We start from the raw sequence: 21776 nt of genomic DNA, 5'->3' as shown, positions 1-21776 counted from the left end.
CGGGAACTTCCCTCCTCTAGAAAAATAGTTCCTTACGGTTATACTCCTCTTACACCTGCCAAGGCCAAGGGGGTTGATTCCATTCCCATGGACATTTAGAATAAGCGCGGCCAAAATTCTGCAGCGGACCATACAGCTCCTGAAAATGATTCGCTAGCTTAGTTCGTTCCAGCGTAAGCTGATTAAATTGTTCAATACTTCTCAGATCGTCAGGATGCGTATTTAGATATAAGTTCAACTCCACTAAGGCAAAATCAAGGGTCTGCAACTGTTCAAGCAATTCATAATAACGTTGGTCGCAAGGATTTGCCTCCATAATCTATTTTCCTCCTCCTTTGCACTTGGATTCATACGGACTAAATAGTGCTGGCCAGAGCGTTCCATACTTCAGAGCCTCCTGCAAACTAAACTGTGGCAAATCGGGTGGCTGAAAGGTGATAAATTGATTGGGTGGAACTACATACGTCTTAAACGGCACCGGTGGGCAAGGATCAAACGGGCCCCTAAAAGGGGTATACCTCCGCAGCTGTGATTCCATCTTTTTTGTACCTCCTTTGTTCCTGTTCCTTCTTTAAAGACTCTGAACATTACTCCCTTAGCTAACTTATGACAGCAGGACACAATATAAAACGTTATTTACAAAAAAAGCCCATTAGCAATTTTTTTTGTGCAATGTGCATGACAAATAAGCTGTCTCCGGAAAAGTACCGGAAACAGCTTATAACTTAGGTCTTTTAGTATTCAGCCTAGGGGTTCGCTCTTTTGAACGAATCTTCGTGGGTAATCTCAAGAATATCCAACATAAATACAAAGATAGGAATACCAAGAATAAGTCCCCAGACACCCATATAATGCTCAGAAAACAACAACACGCTAAAGGTGAAAAACATTGGCAAATTCATTTTTGTGGACATCAGCTTAGGATTCAAGAAATAGCCTTCGATAAAATGCAACACCGCAATAATCGCCAGCACATAAGTAACTGTTATCAGACCGCCGATGTTGTAACCAATTATTAAAAGCGGAATGAGCGAAATCAAAAAACCAACCACCGGAATGAGACTGAGCAGAAAAATCAAAATTGCTAGGGCAAATAAATACGGGAAGTTAAGCAGCCACAAGCCAATAACAGTAAGACAGGTATTGAACATGGCAATGAGAATTTGCGCTTCAATTACTTTCCCAAAGGAAACGATGAATTTTCGGCTGAAATATTCCAGATCTATATAAAACCAGGCAATCCTGCTCTCTCTCATCCTAGAAGTGAAACTGACGACCCGGTTCTTCTCCAGAATAAACACAAAGCTTAAAATGGTTGATAGAACGAAAGTTGCACCCCAGTTGCTAACCTGCAGCACATAATCGATGCCTCTTTTGATATAGGACTGATAGTTAAGGTCCCTGAGCATATCATACAAATATAATGTAATCTTGTTCTGCGGAAGATCCTCAGACTTGAGATTGGTGAGGAAGATGGCTAATTGCTTAATCTGCTCCAATACTTTAGGAAGATATTTTGCAAGGGCCAGTACAATCAATGCGATTAAAGCAAGGTATAAAATGACAATAATCACCTTACTGTTAACCTTCATGAATTTACCAATTCGTTTGCTGAGCACAATCTGAAAGCTGTTCATGACAAAAGCAATCAGAAACGTCAGCAGTACCAGATTAAGCATTCCTCGAACCATGTACAGCAGCAACCCAATAAGTGCGAGAATAAAAAAGCGTCTGGTAGTACTATTCGCGTAGAATCGCTTGAATACATTCATTGATCTTGCTCCATTCAATTGCGATTAATAATGTTAAACTTCAATGGCTATAAAAAGGAAAACTTAGCCCCCACAAAAAAGCCGATGGAAACAAAAAGAAGTGACCAGGTTAGCGCTCCTGCAGTCGTTATGAGTATATATTTTTTGAAAGACATAGCACTGATTCCAGAGATATAGCTCGATACATGCCTCAGACCGGGAATAAAATAAGCAATAAAAATCGCCCAGTTTCCGAACCGCAAAAACCATTTTTTCATACTCGTAAAACGCTTGGGTGTAAGGCCAACCCACTTGCCGAATTTTGCTACCACAGGTTGCCCTAGCCTTAGACCAATGGTATAGCTGATAAGCATTCCTGTGATGGATCCCATGAAACAAACCAATACAGAAAGTGAAAAATCCAAAACCATAACGGAGGATAAATAGCCTACAAACAGCATTAACACCTCATCAGGCACAGGAAGTCCGATAATCCCAAGTGCCATAAGGCCAAAGATGGCTAAATATCCGTACTGTGAAATGAACTCTATAATCCAAGGCATGGTTGTATCACTTCCTGTTGAAGGATTTTTTAAGGGACGGAAATGGGATACGGCTGATCATCATTACGGACAGCAATGCCATTAATCCGATGACCAGTCCTGGTTTCATACGTTCATCTAATAAAGAAATCATCGACAGAATGACTCCAGCAGCAGTAATGGGCATCCCCACGAACCCTTTGGAAGGCGCCGACAGATTAAATCTGGCCAAACGAAGTGCGCCACAGATCAAAAAGAAAACTGCAGCTGCCGGTCCAATCCAGTGGGCATCTTCTAACCTATACAACAAGATAAGGAAGGTAGGCGCTAAACCAAATGATATAATATCCGCCAATGAGTCCAATTGTTTACCGAATTCACTAGTACATTGCAATATTCTTGCCAGTAATCCATCCAGTACATCGCATATTGCCGCAAGCAATATCATTAATAAAGCTAGGCTATATCGTTCTTGAATCGTAAAATACAAGGATAGTGATCCTAGTCCCAAGTTTCCTAGTGTGCACGTTGAAGGCAACCAGTTCAATTTCATACAATTTCACCCCTTTCATAGCAGTATTTCTGTTGATTCGGTTTAACCTTCAAAGGTCACAGTAAAGCTGACACCGTTCTCCGTATTTTTCACTGTATAAAGACAAGCGTGCATATCTAGTATTCGCTTCGCGATGGAAAGCCCCAGACCCGTACCGCCTGTCATTCGACTGCGGGATGGCTCCGACCGATAGAACCGTTCCCAGATCTGCTCCAGCTGATCTTCAGGGATTGATTCTCCTATATTTTGAATAGTGAATACTATAGTCTGGGCATGACTCTCAATATTGACGGTGATAGAACTTCTTTCTTCCGCATGCCTGATAGCATTGGTCATGAAATTTAGCATAACTTGTTCGATCCAGTTCACATCCGCATAGACCGGTAATTCATTTGCAGGAATAATGATGACCTCCAAATGTTTTTCACTCAGCAAGTGGACCAGCTTGTCCGTCACCTTTTCCGTCAATTCACTTAACATAAAGGAAGTTTTCCGAAGTTTAATCGTGCCCGACTCCAACCGCGCTAGATCTAGCATATTTTTAACAAGAAACTCCATTTTATCGGCTTCCTCAATAATCACCTTAATGTAGTGATCCTGCTTGCCGGCGCTAACGCCGTCTTCCAAGCCTTCAGCAAAACCTTTGATAATACTGAGTGGTGTCTTCAATTCATGGGAGGCGTTGGCAAAAAAGTCCTGCTGCATGATCTCCATCCTTTGTTTCTGCTCCATATCCTCAACTAGCTGCTGATTGGCCTCTCTTAACTCTCGTAATGCAGAATCCAGACTTAGTGATAAGGTGAACATGCTGTTAGAAAGGCTGCCTAACTCATCCTTCTGCCGAATCGATGTGTCCCCTGTAAAGTCCAGAGAAACCATACGTTTGGCTATGTTATTCAACTTAATTAGCGGACGCGTTACCATTTTCGAGAAAAAGAGAGAAAGCACCAGAATCAGAACAAAACCACCCATTCCCAGATATAAAAAGAACCAACGTAACGCATCGTTCGAATCCTTAACTTCCTGTAATGAAGTGACTGTGAATAATAATTCAATTTCTCCGTTACTTTGCTTCAGGGGCAGAATCACCACAGAATTGCGACTCCCACTCCAGGGAGCAACCCAGTCTTGCTTCTGTATTTTCAAATTTTTAAAGTCTTCTATCTGCGCTGGTGTCAAAGGAAACCATTCCTCAAGAGCCTCAAACAGTATTCCCTGACGGGGATTCCATATTTTTAAATCAGGCAGTACAACTTCTGCAACAGTACCAGATGCATGAATCGTCCCAGTCTCTCCTGTCTCTCCTATTGTTCCGCCCCCTTTTTTTGTAATGCTTATGGGGTAGAGTATAACGGGTGAAGCACTGTCTTCATCCAGAAGTTCGCCTTCCACGCTCAATTGATCATCTACTTTAATGTTTGCTGCTCTCAGTGAATCTCCGTACTGATTCATAAATAGGGATAAAGAAACAACCATACTCTTCCCGTCATCATCGATTAGCTTTATATGAAATGGATCTTCTGAATTCATCTTTCCATCCAGCTTCAAAATAACCATTTGTGTTTTATTCCGCAGCATAAACCGGACAAGCTCCTGAGAGGTTCGGGTGCTTCCCCATGGCTCGCTTATATATCTTGCCGCAAAGCTCTTAAGGTGTTTCTCCACGCGGTGCTCTTTTTGCTTCTGATAGAAATTGTCAAACAACAGCAATTGGCTTAGGATCACCATGCCATAGAAGCAAAGGAAAAAGATAACGGTCATCACAAACAGTTTAAAAGTAATTCCCCGTCTTCTCATGCCTCTTCCTCGAACATGTATCCTGTGCCAATTACCGTACGAATAAAACGTGATTCATAACCCAATTTACTTCGCAGCTTTTTGATATGACTGTCCACAACTCTGGAATCTCCTTCAAACTCAATTCCCCAGATCCGACTGAGGATCGTATCCCTTGAAATGACAATCCCTTTATTTCGTATTAAAAGCCATAAAAGATCATATTCCTTAGGGGTAAGCTCCACTTCCGCATCTTCTACCTCCAGCCGATGAGCTAAGGTATTAAATATCGCGGAACCAAATCTTATTATGCTAGATTCAGGCTGGTGGGTGCCTTCAACCCGTTTCATAAGTGCATTTGCCCGGGCTACTAGCACCTTTGGACTAAATGGTTTTGTAACATAATCATCGGCTCCTAATTCAAAACCGTAGATTTTGTCGTCATCTGTAGACTTGGCGGTTAACAAAATGATGGGTACCGCTGATTTCTCACGAACTTCACGGCACACTTCAAAGCCATTCATAGCAGGCATCATGATATCCAGAATCAGCAGATCCGGCAGCAGTGAATCAAACCAAACCAATGCATCTCTTCCATTATCCGCTTCAAGTACCTCCCAATCATTCTGTAAGAAATAATCAGATACCAGTTCACGAATACGAATTTCATCCTCAACGAGAAGAAGTTTCTTTTTCAATCTAGACCCCGCTTTCAAACAGTTAATAAACATTAGCATAGACGAGCGTTATGTCCTTTATGTGTCCACAAAAAACTCCCCCTGTCATGAGCCATACAGCTCTTGCAGGAGGAGTTCATTATATCCCTGATCAACTGGAACAATACGTTACAATTTTTAATAGGTTATTCTTTATCCTCATTCAGTTCTGATGAGGTTTCTTCGTCCTCGACACGTGGTTCCCGGTGGATATTAATTCTAGTGATACGCAATCTTGTCGATTCCTCGACTTCAAAAATAACATCTTCTACTTTGACACGTTTTCCTTTGGTTGGATTACCCTCCAGCTCCTTAAACAACCAGCCGCCGATGGAATCCACCTCATCGTCTTCAATCACAACACCCGTAAGATCGTTGACATCCTCAATCAGCATCCGGCCCTCAACAGAGATGTACTCCCCGTTATGTTCCACACTTGGACGCTCATCTTCGAACTCGTCATGCAGATCGCCTACGATTTCTTCCAGAATCTCTTCTGCTGTCAGCAAACCTGCTGTGCCGCCATATTCATCGACAACTAACGTCAGCTGAGCCTTATTCTTCTGCATAAAACGAAGAGTATGGCTGATCTCCATCGATTCCGGAACGTTAAGGATAGGCCGAACCAGAGTTGTAAGGTCATTCTGCTGCTCCGGGGGAGCAAATAACAGGTCGGTAATATGGATAAAACCGATAATACGGTCTTTATCTTCCAAGGCAACCGGATAACGCGAATGTCTCGTTTCGGTAATAATCTTCATATTTTCTTCTAACGAAAGATTGCTGTAAAGCACATCCATATCTGTACGAGGCAGCATGACTTCACGTGCAAGCAGATCTGAGAATTCAAAGATATTATCCATTAGTTTCATTTCATCTTTGTCAATGACACCACTCTTGGCGCTCTGATTCATCAGAATACGTATTTCCTCTTCCGAGTGTGCTGCTTCACTTTCATTTGCAGGCTCCACACCGACTAACCGAAGTAACGCATTGGCTGAAGCGTTCAGCACCCAGATAAAAGGCATGAACACATTATAGAAGAACATCAGGGGTGCAGATAACAACAGTGCCGAGCCTTCTGTTCTTTGAATCGCGAGCGATTTAGGAGCAAGCTCCCCAAGTACAATATGTAAAAATGTAATGATCGAAAATCCAATAATCACAGATACGGTAGAAATCAGGGTATGATCGGTGATCCCCATCTGGTACATTAAAGGTTCGACCAACAGCTCAGAAATCGCGGGCTCTCCAACCCAACCTAAGCCCAGCGACGCAAGTGTTATCCCAAACTGAGTGGCGGATAAATAGGAATCCAGTCTCTTATTAACTTTCAGAGCATATCCAGCCATTTTATTACCTTCACTGACAAGTTGGGTCAGGCGGGACTGCCTGACCTTAACTAATGAAAATTCCGCTGCTACAAAAATACCGTTCAATAATACGAGCACCAGAACCAGCAAAAGATTAAGCAATAATCTCCCTACTTCAAATTCCGTATGCACCACTTAACAACGCCTCATTTCTACAGATTGATCGCTTTTCTAGTTTTGAAGTCAACTTCCGGATAATACATATCAGCCACTAACAGATTAGGTCCGCAGCAGCCTGCTGCATCGCAGTGGCAGTTCACCTTTTGGTTCAGCGGGTGTTTAGTCTGCCAATCGATAAATATATCATCCAGCTTTTGGTTCTCGATGTTGCCAAAGGCTGCGATATCAGCGAAATCTGTAACAAAAACATCACCAGTAAACATGTTTACGTTCACTCGATTCCGGCCATCCGGATCATTGCGAAGGGTAACATTCTTCTCGGCGCGCATTCTGCTTATCAGCTTCTGGTCTTCTTCCAGAAAACTGCAAGCAAAAAACGGAAGGGTCCCAAACAGCATCCAAATCTCCGGATCACGGGTATCCAGTAGTTTATGGATTGCCGTCCGCATTTCATTCAAGGACAACACTGGCAGAGCCGAAGCAAAGCTTGAGTTGTACATAGGATGTACCTCATGCCGTTTGGCGCCCATATCGAGAATCAACTTATGAATTTCAGGCAGCTTAGTATGTGTACGGTAATTAATCATAGTTTCCGCAGAAATTAGCATACCATCCTCACTTAGCCGTCGAGAATTCTCAATCATTGCATTATATAACCGATATGCACTTTCCTTTGAAACCGCATGCCCGCTGTTAGCAAAACCAACTTCATGAAAATCGTCTCCGTTCACATAATTAAAAGAAATATGCATAACGTCCAAATACGGAAGCAGCTTTTCATATCGAGCATACGGCATCGTCAGATTAGAATTAATTTGCGATCTAATCCCCCGCTCTTTGGCATACTTTAAGAGCGGCACTATGATATTATCCACCGTTCCAGCCAAGAACATAGGCTCTCCGCCGGTAATACTAATAGTCTCCAGATGCTCTACCTCATCTAAACGGTCCAACATATTTTTAAGCGGCAGCATATCCCCTTCTCTAGAGGTTAAACTATCACCTACCGCACAGTGTTCACACCGCATATTACATAAATTGGTTACTGTGAATTCCACACTCGTTAGCACATGGCGTCCATGCTTACGTAAAGAAGTAATGGGATCCCATGGATCGTAGCTTGGCGACAGCTCCTTCGGTGAAGATGTTAATGGTCTTAAAACATTCATTTGTACTAGCTCCTTTAAATCTTATTCCTATTATTAACCCATAATCATGAAGATTGAACGGTGTCTTATCCTATATCATACCACGTTAGTCAGAAAAACTGCACTTCGGATGTCTTTCGGACTGTCCTTACAAGCTTCTTCACTGTAAAAAATAATAGCAGCGAGACGAAAAATAGGCTTCCGCGAGTTATGCGGACAAGCCTAATCTTCTCTCTTCGCTGCTATGATAAATATTTTGGCGTTCCCACAGTATCGCCTTGATCTGCGACGTCAACAATAACAACGGAGAGGGCTTTTCCTAGATCCCTTTCGAACGGTACGACTTTCTCTCCTTCAGGCCCTGTAAGCACACGTACAATCGGTCTGTGAGGCGTACTTGGATCTATTTTGACAACAACTCCACTTTCACCCGAACTGAGCTTCACCGTAAGACCCAGAGGATAGATAGCCACACGGTCTCTAAATAACTCTAACTGCTTCTGCTCATACAATGTACCAGAACCTACATAAAGTGCCTCAACGGCTTGATGTGGCAGCATAGCCTTTTTGTAGACCCGGTTGGAGGTCATGGCATCGTAGGAATCAGCCACGCCCAACCATTTGGCATATTCATGAATTTGAGGTCCTTTTAATCCCCGCGGATATCCAGATCCGTCAATGCGTTCATGATGCTGAAGCGCACAATGAGCCGCGAGCAGCGGGATATTCGGTTCTTCCTTGAGAATCTGATACCCGATCTCAGTGTGTGCCTGCATATGGCGAAACTCATCTTCACTGAGCTTGCCGGGTTTTTGAATGATTTTTATCGGGACTTGGGTCTTGCCAATATCGTGCAGCAGCGCACCCAGACCAATCACTCGAAGCTCCTCTTTGCTGTACCCATGCGCAATGCCAAGCACCAAAGTGTACAAGCAGACATTCAGAGAATGGACGTACAAGTAGTTATCAGCGGTGTGCATATCAAGCAGCATGATCATCGGATCTTCTTGTAAAGACAAATCATCCAGGATGCTATCCATGATCTTTGAGAATTTTTTATCCAGATGGTAGAATCCCTTGCTTATTCCTGAAGCGCCTGTCATTTGCTGAAACTGATTACGAATCACCTTCAGTGCCTGATTACGTGTCTCATCTTGAAGCATACCTATAATCTCAACATCGTCCGTGACAGAGTCCTCTATGTAAATATAACCGATGTCAATTCTTGAAAGCCTCTTGATCAATGCATCAGTAAGCTCCACCCCATCCGCGAGGAGAGTCAGACCTTCATCATTATATATTTTTTTACCTAATTTCATGCCTGCTTGAAGCTGATTCACGGATACTAAACGCACTTAGCTCACTCCTGCCTTTAACGGTAAAATGCTATTCTGTTTTGAAATCCTTGGGTCACACGCTTTGTCTATACCGTTTATGTAAAGATCAGACAGGTGCACCATGAAGAACAACGGGTGTATCTAGGTCTTTGCCTTCGGGCATTAACGCATAATAAACAACCAGAATATAGCAGCAAGAATAAATCTGTAGATCGCGAAATGCGTCAATCTAATCTTTTGAATCAATTTCATAAACAAAATAACCACTACATAAGCCACTACAAAAGAAATCAGAAATCCAATTACAAAATAACCAATTGTCTCACTAGTGAAGTTCTTATAAGAATCCAACATTTCATATCCGGAAGCCGCACACATGATAGGAATGGCTATAAGGAAGGAGAAATCCGCAGACGCTTTATAACTAACCCCACTTAACATCCCTCCGGAGATCGTAGATCCCGAACGGGAAAATCCTGGCCAAAGCACTGAAATAATCTGATACATCCCGATAGCCAGCGCCTGTCCGTAAGAAAGATCGTCCAGCTCATGCGCTGTAATTCTAATTTTGCGTCTGTTTACCCATTCTGCGATAATCATTAGAATCCCTCCGGCGACAAGCGCCCAAAGAACGGTTGTGGCTCCAAAGAGACTTTTTATAAAATCGCGGGCAAAAAATGCCACAGCTAGTGCTGGGGCAATCCCAAGTATTACATGGATTAAGTTCAAACGAGACGCCGGCATCACACCGCCTCTTCCTGAGTTCTTACGCCCAATGCCCAGCAAATTAAGCACACGCTCGCGGTAAACAAGCGCAATCGCCAATATTGCCCCTAGCTGAATAACGATTTCATATGTCTTCATAATCGAATCCTGCTCATCAAAGCCCAGAAGCTTCGAGGTCAAGATCATGTGTCCTGTAGAAGAAACAGGAATAAATTCAGTGATCCCTTCGACAATTGCTAAAATAATAGCTGTAATCGTGTCCATAATCTCCTCCTATTTTTCGGGAATCTAGCACTGTCTAAATGGAATCAAAAAGTATATCTTGTGAGCTGCAGGTTTACTCAGACTTGATCTGCCAGCGAGTGAGCATACATTCATCAAGACTGTCCGGACGCTGCAATTCCATCCCAAGCAGGTCGCGTAAAAAATGAGGCAGCAAAAATACAGGATCCTTCCCATTGGCGATCGTCTCATAGCCTGCACGGAAAGTAAACATGTCCAGCGTACCAACATTATACTCCTTATCATCCTCCAGCGGGTTTCCTTCGACAAAAACTGCAATATTGTTATCATACGGTATCTTCTGCGGATCGTACAAGATTTTTATCCCATCTACTGCTAAGCTGCCCAGATAATTCCCACGAAAGCCATACCCAAAAATCACCTTATTATAAAATTCTTCAGTAAGACTCTGCTCCAAAGCTATGCGAATATCTAGGCCTTTCAGCTTGATTACGCAGGTGTTAATGGGAGAAGGACATAGGGCGTGCAGCATTCCCGCTGTAACCTCCCCTTCAGGCAAAAGTCCTAGAAGCTGACCTGTGTTAACTATCGACAAACTGGCGCCTGTAAATCTACGTACAGCTTGGGCTAAAAGATTGCCAAAAGGGGACTCTCCCTGCAAATTCAAAGGAAGCTCACGATCTGTGATCGCAACGGTCTGCTGAAGAGCCTCACGACCACGCTCCAAATGAATAGTAGCGGCAGGACCTACAATCTCTTCCTTCAGTCCTGAGTCAATCGGAATACATTCACCTGTCACCAGGCTGAATCCAGGTTGTCCCTCTCTCCGCTCAAATTGAAGCCGCCCGAGGTAACGCCCGAATTTCCCGGCTCCACATACAGCTGTTCCGTTAATCATGAGCGGTTCTTCCAGCATATGATGGGTATGTCCACCTAGAATAGCATGTACACCTTCCAGCCGCTCTGCCAGAATCCGATCTGCGGGAAGCCCCAAATGAGAAAGGATGATTAGAATGTCCACCTGAGGAGCTAGAAGAAGGCATTGTTCCCGAAGGGTTGTCTCGGGATCCAGAGCATCCCAGCCCAGCAAGGAATAAAATGAAGTAAATGCCGCTGTCGCTCCAGTCACTCCTATTCTGATTCCGTCCTTCTCCAAGATGGCATGACGCTTCATCCAGTGGGGAGGTTCCCCTGTTGCAGTCTCCACAAAATTACAGCATACCACTGGACACTGTAAACCGGAGAAAATAGAGGATAACATCTCCTGTGAGAATGTTAACCCCTCATTATTACCGATGGTTACAGCATCATATCCTGTTAAGTTAAGTACATCAATGTTAGCCTGACCCATAGTTCCTTCTGTCTCGACGGCTGCACGATCCATATGATCGCCAATATCCAGCAGCAGCACAGGCTCTTCTCCCGCTGCAGCTCTTTGTCTCCCGATTTCTGCTGCCAATGGACTCACCATTTCGAAATGGCTATGTATATCATTGGTATGAAGTATGGTCAGTCTTTGCGGCACATGCCCCATTAGCAACATTCCTCCTACCTGTTGAGCCGCTCTTTAATGAAGCAGCCGATGCATGATCTTACAGTGCCTAGCATAACATTTTCAGGCTCATTATGGTATATTGTAGACATTACAACATATTTCAGAGGTGAATAAGTATGCATATCACAATCCGTTTGTTCGCGGGTTTGGCTGAGATTATCGGTTCATCTTCTCTGACCTTTCATGCGACGGAGAATCCCTTAACCGCTGGGAAGTTAAAAGAACTCCTTTCAACCTCTTATCCGGATGCAGCATCCCTAATTGGAACTTCTTTGGTCGCTATTGACCGGGAATATGCACCTGATGAAGCCCTCATCACCGAGTCTGCCGAAGTTGCATTAATCCCTCCCGTTTCCGGGGGAGAGAATGGTTCTTTGTATGAGAGCACTCCAGACGGCCTCTATAGCATAACGGATCTGCCTTTAAATGCTGAGAAGCTTCTGAATGCCGTCCTCGATGCCAATCATGGAGCATCCCTGTTATTTGTAGGAACTACACGCGAAATGACCGGAGAACAGCGCACAACAGCATTAGACTATGAAGCCTATATTCCTATGGCCTTAAATAAGCTGAAAGAAATTGGTGACGAGGTACAGAATCGCTGGAATGCACGCTGCGCGATTTCCCACCGCATTGGGCTTGTTGGTCTTAAGGAAGCAAGCGTTATCATTGCTGTCTCTACCCCTCATCGCGATACTTGTTACGAGGCTAGTCGTCTGGCCATTGAACTGCTGAAACAGACCGTCCCTATCTGGAAAAAAGACATCAATGAATCGGGCCAACGCTGGGTAGGCTCTGAACAAAAGGCTGCCGATTCCCTCCACAATTAATCTTCACTCCTTTTTCATTGAAAAATCTGCACTTTGTTGATATTCTGGATAAAATCGGATAAAAGGTGGCATAGGCATTGAGAGTACACGTCTCGGATCTAAAACCTGGTAATCACCTCAACTCGGACGCTTATAGTTCAAGAGGTCTGCATGTATTACCAAAGGGATCGCTGCTCCAGATAGATGATATCGCCAAGCTGATGCAGCATGGAGTTGATTATGTTGATATCCAGACGTTAGTGGAAGAACCTGCCCCATTAAGCAGACCTTCAATTATTCAGACGGTGACCGCTAGTTTTGATACCATGATTGACGGCTTTGAGAATCTTTATATGGAAGCACTATTAAAAGGAAGCTTTAACCAATCCGTGGTTAACGACATTCTTCAGCCTTCGCTTCAATCGTTGGACAAGCAAAAGGATGTAGTCTCCCTGCTGCTTCTGCTCGATCGCGAAGATAATTATACCTACAATCACTCTTTGCAGGTAGGTATGCTCTCTTATTATATTGCAATCTGGCTTGGGTATTCCAAACAAGAATGCTATGAGATTGGACGAGCTGGATATTTAATTGATATTGGAAAATGTAGAATCTCACCTGCACTATTAAATAAGCCTGGGAAATTAACCGCGGAAGAATTCGAAGAAGTTAAACTACATACTAAGTACGGCTACGAAATTATCCGCAATTCTATGGATGACTCACATACAGCCTTGGCAGCCTTGCAGCATCATGAACGTGAGGACGGCTCTGGCTATCCTAATAAGCTAACCAAATCCGATATTCATCCTTATGCGCAAATTGCTGCTGTAGCTGACATCTATAGTGCGATGACTTCTAAACGCGTCTATCAGTCCAAGCAAGAGCTTATTTCTGTCCTACGTGAACTAAATGACCTCAGCTTTGGTAAGCTGAACGGCAGAACGGTTCAAGCCTTTATACAGCATTTAATGCCTAACTTTATCGGCAAGCGAGTATTACTGAACACGGGGGATACAGGTGTGATTATCATGAACAACCCGGTTGATATTTTCCGTCCGCTGGTAAAGATCGATGGATTATTTGTCGATCTAGCCCGCGAACGTAGCGTTACGATTGTGGAAATCTACATGGACTAGGGCGTTTCTTGAGGTCCTGCGTGCTTAGCAACAGCTTCGGAGCTGCTGTTCGTACACTAAATCCCCCGGTTTGACTACGGGGGATTTTTTAGTTGTACTTTGTGCAACAGTATCCACGTCTAGCGGCTGAATTGTGGATTTTGTTGTACTTTGTGCAACAGTATCCACGTCTACCGAGCCGATTTCTGATTTTGTTGTACTTTGTGCAACAGTATCCACGTATACCGAGCTTATGTCTGATTTAGTTGTACTTTGTGCAACAGTATCCACGTCTACCGAGCCGATTTTTGATTTTGTTGTACTTTGTGCAACAGTATCCACGTCTACCGAGCTGAATTGTGAATTTTGTTGTACTTTGTGCAACAGTATCCACGTCTACCGAGCTGAATTGTGGATTTTGTTGTACTTTGTGCAACTAAATCCACGTCTAGCGAGCTTATGTCTGATTTAGTTGTACTTTGTGCAACTAGAATTAAGGAAAATACCCTAAATAAGCACATTTCTCGAAAATAGCTGCACAAAGTGCAATTAACAGTATTTTTATAACGAGAATGGTGGTTTCTATTGTACAAACTGCAACTAAAGATTGGTTTCAGATTACTCCTGAACATCCCCCGATTTTCACCTCAATTTGATTCCTTCTGGCTTTGTAGATAGTTCCTCCTACCCTCAACATAATAAGACCCTTCAATTTAATTATCTGACGTAACGTTTGAATTTCTCTTCTCATGGTGAGACTAATATGTGGTTTTAAAATGCTGTAGGAGGAAAAAAGCATGCTTCCAGTCCATGAACGCCTTGCCGAGTTGTTCACCCTGAGCCGTAGACGACAGCTTACTGCTGCTGAGGAAACGGAGCAACAACAGTGCCTGCAAATTAATGCTACCTACTGCTATGAGATGGCCCGATTACAAAATGAAATCCTATTAGCGGAACAGACAACTGATCTACAATGGCATCAAGACATTTGTGCACAAATGTTTGAGCTGCGTGTGACGGGCAGGGTATCCAAACGCCCCAAATAACTGAATCATAGAAATCTTACCCTGCTGCATTATGTTGAGCTGTTCTTCCGTTCTCCCATTCTTCCGTTCTTCCGTTCTTCCGTTGCCTTGTCCCGTAATACCTCTGCCATATTCCACTCAACTATGATCTACCAAGCCCCGGCACCAATATTCTCTACATCCTATATCCCTATAAAAAACAGCCCACCCCGCAGTTGCCTAAGCAACGGGAATGAGCTGTTGTTCTGTTCTGTTCCGTACTGTACGTCGGTCTATAAGAAGCGGAATTGCGCTTCGATCAGACCGTTGTATACCCCATCACGGGAAGTCAACTCATGATGGTTTCCTTCTTCTTTAATCTCTCCGTGATCGAGGACGACTATTTTATCCGCATGACGGATGGTAGAGAGTCTGTGGGCTACGATAAAGGAGGTTCGGCCTTGAAGCAGGATTTTGAGTGCCTCCTGGATCTTCAGCTCCGTCTCCGTATCAATGCTGGCAGTTGCCTCATCCAGGATTAGAATCCGCGGATTTGCCAAAAGCGCCCGGGCGAAGGAGAGAAGCTGACGTTGTCCCATCGACAACGCGCTGCCGCGCTCTTCCACCTCAGTCTCATACCCTCCGGGCAGCTTCATAATAAAGTCATGGGCATCCACGGCTTTTGCGGCATTTTCCACTTCTTCATCTGTAGCCTCCAGACGGCCAAAACGGATATTATCCCGAATCGTTCCCGAGAAAATAAAGGTATCTTGCAGCACGATTCCGATCTGCCTTCGCAGGCTGTCTAACGTAACCCCGCGGATATCTTCACCGTCTATCGTGATTCGGCCGCTCTTAATATCATAGAACCGGCCAATCAGGTTAATGATCGTACTTTTACCAGAACCTGTATGACCTACGAGCGCGATCGACTGTCCTGCTTGAACATCCAGATCAATACCTTTTAATGCAGCCCGGCCTTTTTCATATTCAAAAATGACCTTTTCAAAGTTAATATCCCCACGAATCGTTCCCATTGGCTTAGCACCAGGATTATCTTGCACCGCCGGTTGCTCATCCAAATATTCAAAGATCCGTTCCGAGGAAGCCATTGCCACAAGCAGCTGATTGTACATCTGCCCAAGGCGATTAATCGGGTCCCAGAAGTTGCTGACATAAGAGCTGAATGCTACCAGCATACCTACAGTGAGTTCTCCAGATTGGATCAGATAAGCCCCCAGCCAAAAGAGGATCATTGTTCCAAAACCACCTGTGACCTCAATAATCGGACCGAACGCCTGGTTCATCGCAGAGGCTTTGTTCCAGGATTTTTTGCTGTCGGTATTCATAACATCGAAATAATTCATGTTTTCTTGTTCTTGGGTGTAGGCTTGTGTGACTCTGATTCCCTGAATCGATTCATTTAAATGAGAATTAATTCTGGAGTTCTTCATCCTCACATCCTGCCAAGCGATCCGAATCTTTTGGCGCAGCTTAGTTGAAACAAAGAACATAATCGGAACCGTAACCATTACTGCAAGACCTAGCTTCCAGTTGATCACTAGCAGAATAATGGTAATCCCCATAAGCTGCACACAGTCAATCATCAGATTGACAACCCCGTTTGTGAACAGATCCTGCAGAGAGTTGATATCATTGGTTACCCGTACTAATACCGAACCTGCCGGACGTTTATCAAAGAAGTTAAAGGAGAGCTTCTGAATATGCTTGAACAAATCTGAGCGCAAATCATAAATCACTCTTTGGCCTATGATGTTCGTGTATTTAATCCGGTACACTCCCGCAATCCATTGAATCAGATATAAGACGATTACCCCTGCTGTAAGCGAATAAAGCAGTGATAAGCTGGGATTCCCCACCTTTGGCGCAATCGCACGGTCAATGGCTAAACTTGTTAGGAACGGGACGGTCAACTTCGTGATGGTTCCAAGAATCATCATGATGGACACCAATGGAAGCATTTGCTTTGCATAAGGCTTCATGTACCCGAACAGTCTGGTGAATTGCTTCCAGTCAAAAGCCTTATCGATGACATCATCATCTTTGTATACAAAACGTTCATCCAGCTCTTGCTGCTCGGCTGCTTTATTTTTTGCTCCCGTAGCGGTCATTGGTTTGGCTTCAAGTTTCATATGCCTCACTCCTCCCCTCTTCCGGTCGCTCTGGCCAGATAATCAGCATACTGTATCCGGTATACATCCTGATAAGGACCCGGCACTTCAATTAGCTCTTTATGGGTACCACGCTGCTGTACATGACCTTCGTTCATGACGATAATCTGATCCGCATGGCGCAAGGAGGAGATCCGATGGGCAATAATAAGTGTAGTACGCCCCTTCATGACCTCTTGGAATCCGGCTTGAATCTCGTGCTCCGTCTCCATATCCACAGCGCTGGTCGCATCATCGAGGATAAGAATCCGCGGGTTCTTAAGCAGGGCTCTAGCGATGGCAATCCGTTGCTTTTGTCCACCGGAAAGTCCCATTCCGCGCTCACCCACCACAGTGTCATAACCGTCTTCCATCTCCATGATGAAATCATGGGCTTTGGCAAGTTGTGCAGCTCGGATAATTTCTTCCATACTTACATTTTTCAACCCATAAGAGATGTTGTTGCGAATTGAGGAGGAGAACAGGAAGGTCTCCTGAAAGACCGTTGCAATCTGAGAACGCAAGCTGCGAACATTGTATTCTCTGATGTCCATCCCATCCAGTGTGATGCTGCCTTCATTAACGTCATAAGCACGCATCATCAGCTGTGTAATGGTCGATTTACCAGAGCCCGTACCTCCAAGGAACCCTATAACCGCACCAGATTTGGCCTCAAAATCAATGTCTGTAACCGCAGGCATTTTGTTCCCATAAGCAAATGTGACGTGATTAAACGCTACATCTCCCTTAACCTCAGAAGGTACCAGTTCACGGGCGTTCTCTTTATCCTTCACATCAATATTCTGATTAAGTACTTCCAATACACGTTCTCCCGATGCTTTGGACTGTGTATAGTTATTAATATGGAATCCAAGACCCCAAATCGGTCCAATGATGTACCAAATTAAGCTGAAAAAAGCAACCAGTTCGCCTAATGACATTTTCCCCTTAATAACTAACGTTCCGCCTACTCCAAGCAGAATAGCTGCACTGATCGATGCTAAAAACTCCATCGCCGGAAAAAACTTACTCCAGAGCTCAGCGGCAAAAATCTGGTTATTCTTATAGCGTTCGTTGCGGTGTGAGAATTTCTCTACTTCATGAGCCTCTCTCGCAAATGATTTGACGGTGCGCACACCCGTGATATTCTCCTGTACAGCCGTTGTCAGAGAACTGAGTGCAAGACGCATCTCTTGAAAGGCCGGGTGAATCTTAGACTCGAATTTTAGCGCAATAAACGCCAGAATTGGCATCGTAATCAAAGTTACTAAAGTAAGCTGCCAATTGAGTGAGAACATCATAATCGAACCAAAAATGACCATAAAAAAGACATTCAGCAACTGAGCAAAACCGAAACCGATAAAGTTACGAATCGCTTCCAAATCTCCGGTTAGCCGGGACATCAAATCTCCCGTTTTCGCGGTATCATAATAACGGAAAGATAGGAATTGCAGCTTCTCATAACAAGCATTACGCAGCCGGTATGCAAGAAAGTTACCTAGCCGTCCTCCAAAAAATCCATGTGCAAACTGCAGGCATGCTTTTACTATTACTACAGCTAACACGCTCAATGCGAGCACTGGCACCTCTGTAAACTTAAGTGGCACAATAACATCATCGATCAGCTTTCTTAACAAATTGGGGGTTATCAGCCCCACTGCAGTTGCAGCGGCCAAACATATAATCGAAAGAATCAGAAAATGCAGCTTCTCCCGATAATAACCGCGCAGTTGCCTGAGAACATCCATATCTCTCCTCCTTAAGGCTTACTTAGTAAGCATTTTTTTGTATAAAGCCAATGTTACATCGTAAGCCAGCTTTTTTTAGCGCTTACAATTTAGTGACTTTAAGCAGTGTATCATCCCTAATTTAATGCGGCAAAGGGGAGAATTGCGCGTTTTTGCGGTTATTTCGGAAAAAAGCAGCATCTACATGATATAAAGGACCCTCGTTATCTTAAAATGCTCGTGTTTCCTCCTTAATCCTGATGAATTAAGAATCTACAAGATTATTGTAATCATCGTGTAATATTAGGAGGACCTTTATTCGGTTTTTTGCATAATTATTGGGATTTATTCCGGGATACGAAGAGTTCACTTTTTCGCCGTCTTAAATTTGTCTCAGATGTAAAACTTTTACCACAATTTACCGTAATATAGTAATACAACACTTTTTACTTATATTATGGAGGGGAACTATATTGAAAAAGCAGCTTATTTTATCTTGTATTATCGCCATTATCCTTCTTTCAGGGTGTAGCAATACAAATAACAATAACCCTACGGACGCAAACACACCGATCAACGAATCTAAAAACTTGTTTAATTTCGGGGAAATCTCCTCAAAAACTGATACAGCACCCTCACCTGAAAAAATGCTAAGAGAAATAAGCAATTTTGTTATTGCTGACATTTGGAATGTTGGGTTTGTAGATGTTATCTCATACACTAGAAGTGGTACAAGCAGTACAGGAGCGAGCATGGACATTGACTTTACGATCGAACAGCTTGGCAAAGCCATGGAAGAGAAAAAAGAATACGATACATATATGAACGAGTTAGATACTAAGTATGATTCTATAAAAAAAATATGGGCCAAGCTTTCCCCAGAAATTGATCTTTTATATAAACAGATCCAGGAGACACCTCCAAAAGCAAACGATAACAGCTTAAAACTTGATGCAGGTAAATTCAATCAATATTCAGAGGCTTTTAGTAAAGAAGTGAATGATCTGGTAAAACAGTAAATACCGCAATTAAAAAACCCACCAATGATTTGGTGCCATTCTATTCTTTCTCTCATAAAATATAAGATCTACAATGAGAGGTTAGGTGAATAGGATGAGTATACAGTTTCTTGATATGCGGATTTCACAGGGCAGCACTATGGATGCACAAAGTCTTAATTTGGTTCGTTCAGGTGCAATTTTCGGTGACATTGGACTTCAGACAGTAAATGTTACCCCTGCCAATGCAGGCTTAGTGAGAGTCACATTGAATGCTTTTGCCAGACTTAGTGTTGATGTCAGCATTATAGTTCAGAATGATGTTACTTTTAGTATTTACCGCAATAATGTATTAATTTTCAGTACAACCTACCCCGGAAACATTAATAATACAACGACCCAATATGAAATGGTTGGAATAACCGCTGTCGACTATCCGCCTTCGACCGATGTGCTTACTGGCCAGATCCAATACACCATTGTAGCATCAGCGATTAGAACGGCAGCTCTGGGAGCCAGATCCTTCAGTGGAATTGCCGTTGCCGGAAATGGATAATTAAAAATATTAAAGGTGTGTCCCCGGAGCATTCGGGGATTTTTTCAATTGTGCCCATAAAAAAGCATCCGCAGAAAAATATCTACGGATGCTTTGAAGAAATATATAAGCGTTAGGAGGACAAGCCTCCATTCCTAAGCGCTCTTATTAACCGATTGAACCTTCCATCTCAAACTTGATCAGACGGTTCATTTCGACCGCATATTCCATCGGCAATTCTTTTGTGAACGGCTCGATGAAGCCCATGATGATCATTTGAGTCGCTTCAGCTTCTGTGAGGCCACGGCTCATCAGGTAGAACAGTTGCTCCTCAGAAACTTTAGACACGGTTGCTTCATGCTCAAGAACGATGTTATCGTTCATGATTTCATTGTAAGGAATAGTATCCGAAGTGGACTCATTATCCAAAATCAGCGTATCACATTTAATGTTCGATTTCGCACCTTCTGCTTGACGGCCGAAGGAAGCTAGACCACGGTAAGTTACTTTACCGCCATGTTTACTGATGGATTTCGATACAATGGTGGATGTTGTATCTGGAGCCAAATGGATCATCTTGGCACCCGCATCCTGATGCTGGTCTTTACCTGCTACCGCGATGGATAGTACTGAACCTTTAGCACCACGGCCTTTAAGAACAACCGCAGGGTATTTCATGGTCAGCTTGGAACCGATGTTACCATCGACCCATTCCATAGTAGCATTCTCTTCTGCAACCGCACGTTTCGTAACGAGGTTGTAGATGTTTGGAGCCCAGTTCTGGATTGTGGTATAACGAACGCGAGCGTTCTTCATACACAAGATTTCAACAACCGCACTGTGCAGAGAGTTCGTGCTATAGATTGGAGCAGTACATCCTTCTACATAGTGCACGAAGCTGTCTTCATCAGCAAGGATCAAAGTACGTTCGAATTGTCCCATGTTCTCGGAGTTAATACGGAAGTAAGCCTGCAAAGGAACTTCACATTTCACACCTTTAGGAACATAGATAAAGCTGCCGCCTGACCAAACTGCACTGTTAAGTGCAGCAAATTTATTATCGGTTGGAGGGATGATCGTCCCGAAATATTTTTTCAGAAGCTCTGGGTGCTCACGCAATGCAGTGTCGGTATCTGTAAAAATAACTCCTTGATCTTCAAGGCTCTTCTGCATGCTGTGATAGACTACCTCAGATTCATATTGTGCCGATACGCCGGCGAGGAACTTCTGTTCCGCTTCAGGAATACCCAGCTTATCAAAGGTTTCTTTGATTTCGGAAGGAACTTCTTCCCAAGTCTTCCCTTGCTTCTCTGAAGGTCTTACATAATATTGAATATCCTCGAAGTCCAAATCATCCATATTGCCGCCCCATGTAGGCATTGGCATTTTACGGAACTGCTCCAAAGATTTCAAGCGGAAGTCAAGCATCCACTGTGGTTCATTTTTGATCGCTGAAATTTCTTTAACAATTTCGGCCGTCAAACCTTTACCAGACTGGAATATCGACTTATGCTCATCACGGAACCCGTACTGGTATTCTTCCATATCAGGCGCTTTCTTAGCCATGGTGTCAG

The 21776-nt window shown here is 43.5% G+C and carries 21 protein-coding genes; 5 read left to right on the top strand and 16 right to left on the bottom strand.

The window, feature by feature from the left end:
- Positions 1–49: 49 nt before the first annotated feature.
- The 12 genes from MHH60_RS25455 to MHH60_RS25400 form a co-directional block, all read right to left on the bottom strand.
- Positions 50–316 (bottom strand): spore coat protein CotJB, encoded by a 267-nt coding sequence (locus MHH60_RS25455; protein ID WP_036684069.1) that lies wholly within the window; start codon positions 314–316, stop codon positions 50–52.
- Between the two features lie 3 nt (positions 317–319).
- Complete coding sequence (locus MHH60_RS25450) at positions 320–538, bottom strand: spore coat associated protein CotJA (protein WP_036684070.1); 219 nt, start codon at positions 536–538, stop codon at positions 320–322.
- A gap of 208 nt (positions 539–746) precedes the next feature.
- Entirely contained in the window at positions 747–1772 is a 1026-nt protein-coding gene (locus MHH60_RS25445; protein WP_076135819.1) for an AI-2E family transporter, read from the bottom strand.
- 47 nt (positions 1773–1819) lie between these two features.
- Entirely contained in the window at positions 1820–2314 is a 495-nt protein-coding gene (locus MHH60_RS25440; protein WP_076135821.1) for a DedA family protein, read from the bottom strand.
- A 7-nt stretch (positions 2315–2321) separates the two neighbouring features.
- The gene (gene pssA, locus MHH60_RS25435; RefSeq protein ID WP_036684073.1) at positions 2322–2846 is read right to left on the bottom strand and encodes a CDP-diacylglycerol--serine O-phosphatidyltransferase; all 525 of its coding nucleotides are present in this window, start codon (positions 2844–2846) and stop codon (positions 2322–2324) included.
- A 42-nt stretch (positions 2847–2888) separates the two neighbouring features.
- Positions 2889–4643 (bottom strand): sensor histidine kinase, encoded by a 1755-nt coding sequence (locus MHH60_RS25430; RefSeq protein WP_076135823.1) that lies wholly within the window; start codon positions 4641–4643, stop codon positions 2889–2891.
- Entirely contained in the window at positions 4640–5320 is a 681-nt protein-coding gene (locus MHH60_RS25425; protein WP_076135825.1) for a response regulator transcription factor, read from the bottom strand. The genes MHH60_RS25430 and MHH60_RS25425 overlap by 4 nt, the downstream gene beginning before the upstream one ends.
- Positions 5321–5484: 164 nt before the next feature.
- On the bottom strand, positions 5485–6843 hold the full coding sequence (locus MHH60_RS25420) for a hemolysin family protein (RefSeq protein ID WP_076135925.1): 1359 nt from the start codon (positions 6841–6843) through the stop codon (positions 5485–5487).
- A 20-nt stretch (positions 6844–6863) separates the two neighbouring features.
- The gene (gene yfkAB, locus MHH60_RS25415; protein ID WP_036684078.1) at positions 6864–8000 is read right to left on the bottom strand and encodes a radical SAM/CxCxxxxC motif protein YfkAB; all 1137 of its coding nucleotides are present in this window, start codon (positions 7998–8000) and stop codon (positions 6864–6866) included.
- 221 nt (positions 8001–8221) lie between these two features.
- Positions 8222–9334: an HD-GYP domain-containing protein gene (locus MHH60_RS25410; protein WP_076135827.1), complete on the bottom strand. Its 1113-nt coding sequence runs from the start codon at positions 9332–9334 to the stop codon at positions 8222–8224.
- 144 nt (positions 9335–9478) lie between these two features.
- Complete coding sequence (locus tag MHH60_RS25405) at positions 9479–10306, bottom strand: undecaprenyl-diphosphate phosphatase (RefSeq protein ID WP_076124791.1); 828 nt, start codon at positions 10304–10306, stop codon at positions 9479–9481.
- 73 nt (positions 10307–10379) lie between these two features.
- The gene (locus tag MHH60_RS25400; RefSeq protein ID WP_076135829.1) at positions 10380–11819 is read right to left on the bottom strand and encodes a bifunctional metallophosphatase/5'-nucleotidase; all 1440 of its coding nucleotides are present in this window, start codon (positions 11817–11819) and stop codon (positions 10380–10382) included.
- Positions 11820–11956: 137 nt separating this feature from the next.
- Between MHH60_RS25400 and MHH60_RS25395 the strand changes: the two genes are divergently transcribed.
- Together MHH60_RS25395 and MHH60_RS25390 are read left to right on the top strand one after the other, a co-directional pair.
- The gene (locus MHH60_RS25395; protein ID WP_076135832.1) at positions 11957–12670 is read left to right on the top strand and encodes a molybdenum cofactor biosynthesis protein; all 714 of its coding nucleotides are present in this window, start codon (positions 11957–11959) and stop codon (positions 12668–12670) included.
- Positions 12671–12747: 77 nt separating this feature from the next.
- Complete coding sequence (locus tag MHH60_RS25390; protein ID WP_076135834.1) at positions 12748–13788, top strand: HD-GYP domain-containing protein; 1041 nt, start codon at positions 12748–12750, stop codon at positions 13786–13788.
- 24 nt (positions 13789–13812) lie between these two features.
- On the opposite strand, the gene MHH60_RS25385 is transcribed toward MHH60_RS25390, so the two are convergent.
- Complete coding sequence (locus tag MHH60_RS25385; RefSeq protein WP_076135836.1) at positions 13813–14151, bottom strand: hypothetical protein; 339 nt, start codon at positions 14149–14151, stop codon at positions 13813–13815.
- Between the two features lie 413 nt (positions 14152–14564).
- Here MHH60_RS25385 and MHH60_RS25380 point away from each other — a divergent pair, with 413 nt between their 5' ends.
- Positions 14565–14813: a DUF7667 family protein gene (locus tag MHH60_RS25380; RefSeq protein WP_076135838.1), complete on the top strand. Its 249-nt coding sequence runs from the start codon at positions 14565–14567 to the stop codon at positions 14811–14813.
- Positions 14814–15064: 251 nt separating this feature from the next.
- Here MHH60_RS25380 and MHH60_RS25375 read toward each other — a convergent pair whose 3' ends face one another.
- Positions 15065–16903: an ABC transporter ATP-binding protein gene (locus MHH60_RS25375; protein ID WP_172628886.1), complete on the bottom strand. Its 1839-nt coding sequence runs from the start codon at positions 16901–16903 to the stop codon at positions 15065–15067.
- A gap of 26 nt (positions 16904–16929) precedes the next feature.
- Positions 16930–18690, bottom strand: a complete 1761-nt coding sequence (locus tag MHH60_RS25370; RefSeq protein ID WP_036684103.1) for an ABC transporter ATP-binding protein — start codon at positions 18688–18690, stop codon at positions 16930–16932.
- Between the two features lie 452 nt (positions 18691–19142).
- Between MHH60_RS25370 and MHH60_RS25365 the strand changes: the two genes are divergently transcribed.
- Together MHH60_RS25365 and MHH60_RS25360 are read left to right on the top strand one after the other, a co-directional pair.
- On the top strand, positions 19143–19688 hold the full coding sequence (locus MHH60_RS25365; protein WP_256715138.1) for a hypothetical protein: 546 nt from the start codon (positions 19143–19145) through the stop codon (positions 19686–19688).
- A gap of 94 nt (positions 19689–19782) precedes the next feature.
- A complete protein-coding gene (locus MHH60_RS25360; RefSeq protein ID WP_076135840.1) occupies positions 19783–20223 on the top strand; it encodes a hypothetical protein in 441 nt (146 codons plus the stop codon).
- 147 nt (positions 20224–20370) lie between these two features.
- On the opposite strand, the gene sufB is transcribed toward MHH60_RS25360, so the two are convergent.
- Positions 20371–21768 (bottom strand): Fe-S cluster assembly protein SufB, encoded by a 1398-nt coding sequence (gene sufB / locus MHH60_RS25355; RefSeq protein ID WP_036684335.1) that lies wholly within the window; start codon positions 21766–21768, stop codon positions 20371–20373.
- Positions 21769–21776: the final 8 nt, after the last annotated feature.

Origin of the sequence: Paenibacillus sp. FSL H7-0716 (assembly GCF_038002705.1) — a bacterium.
GTDB lineage: Bacteria > Bacillota > Bacilli > Paenibacillales > Paenibacillaceae > Paenibacillus_AQ > Paenibacillus_AQ odorifer.
Note: the sequence above shows the minus strand (reverse complement) of the source record. Positions and strands in the feature narration are given on the sequence as shown.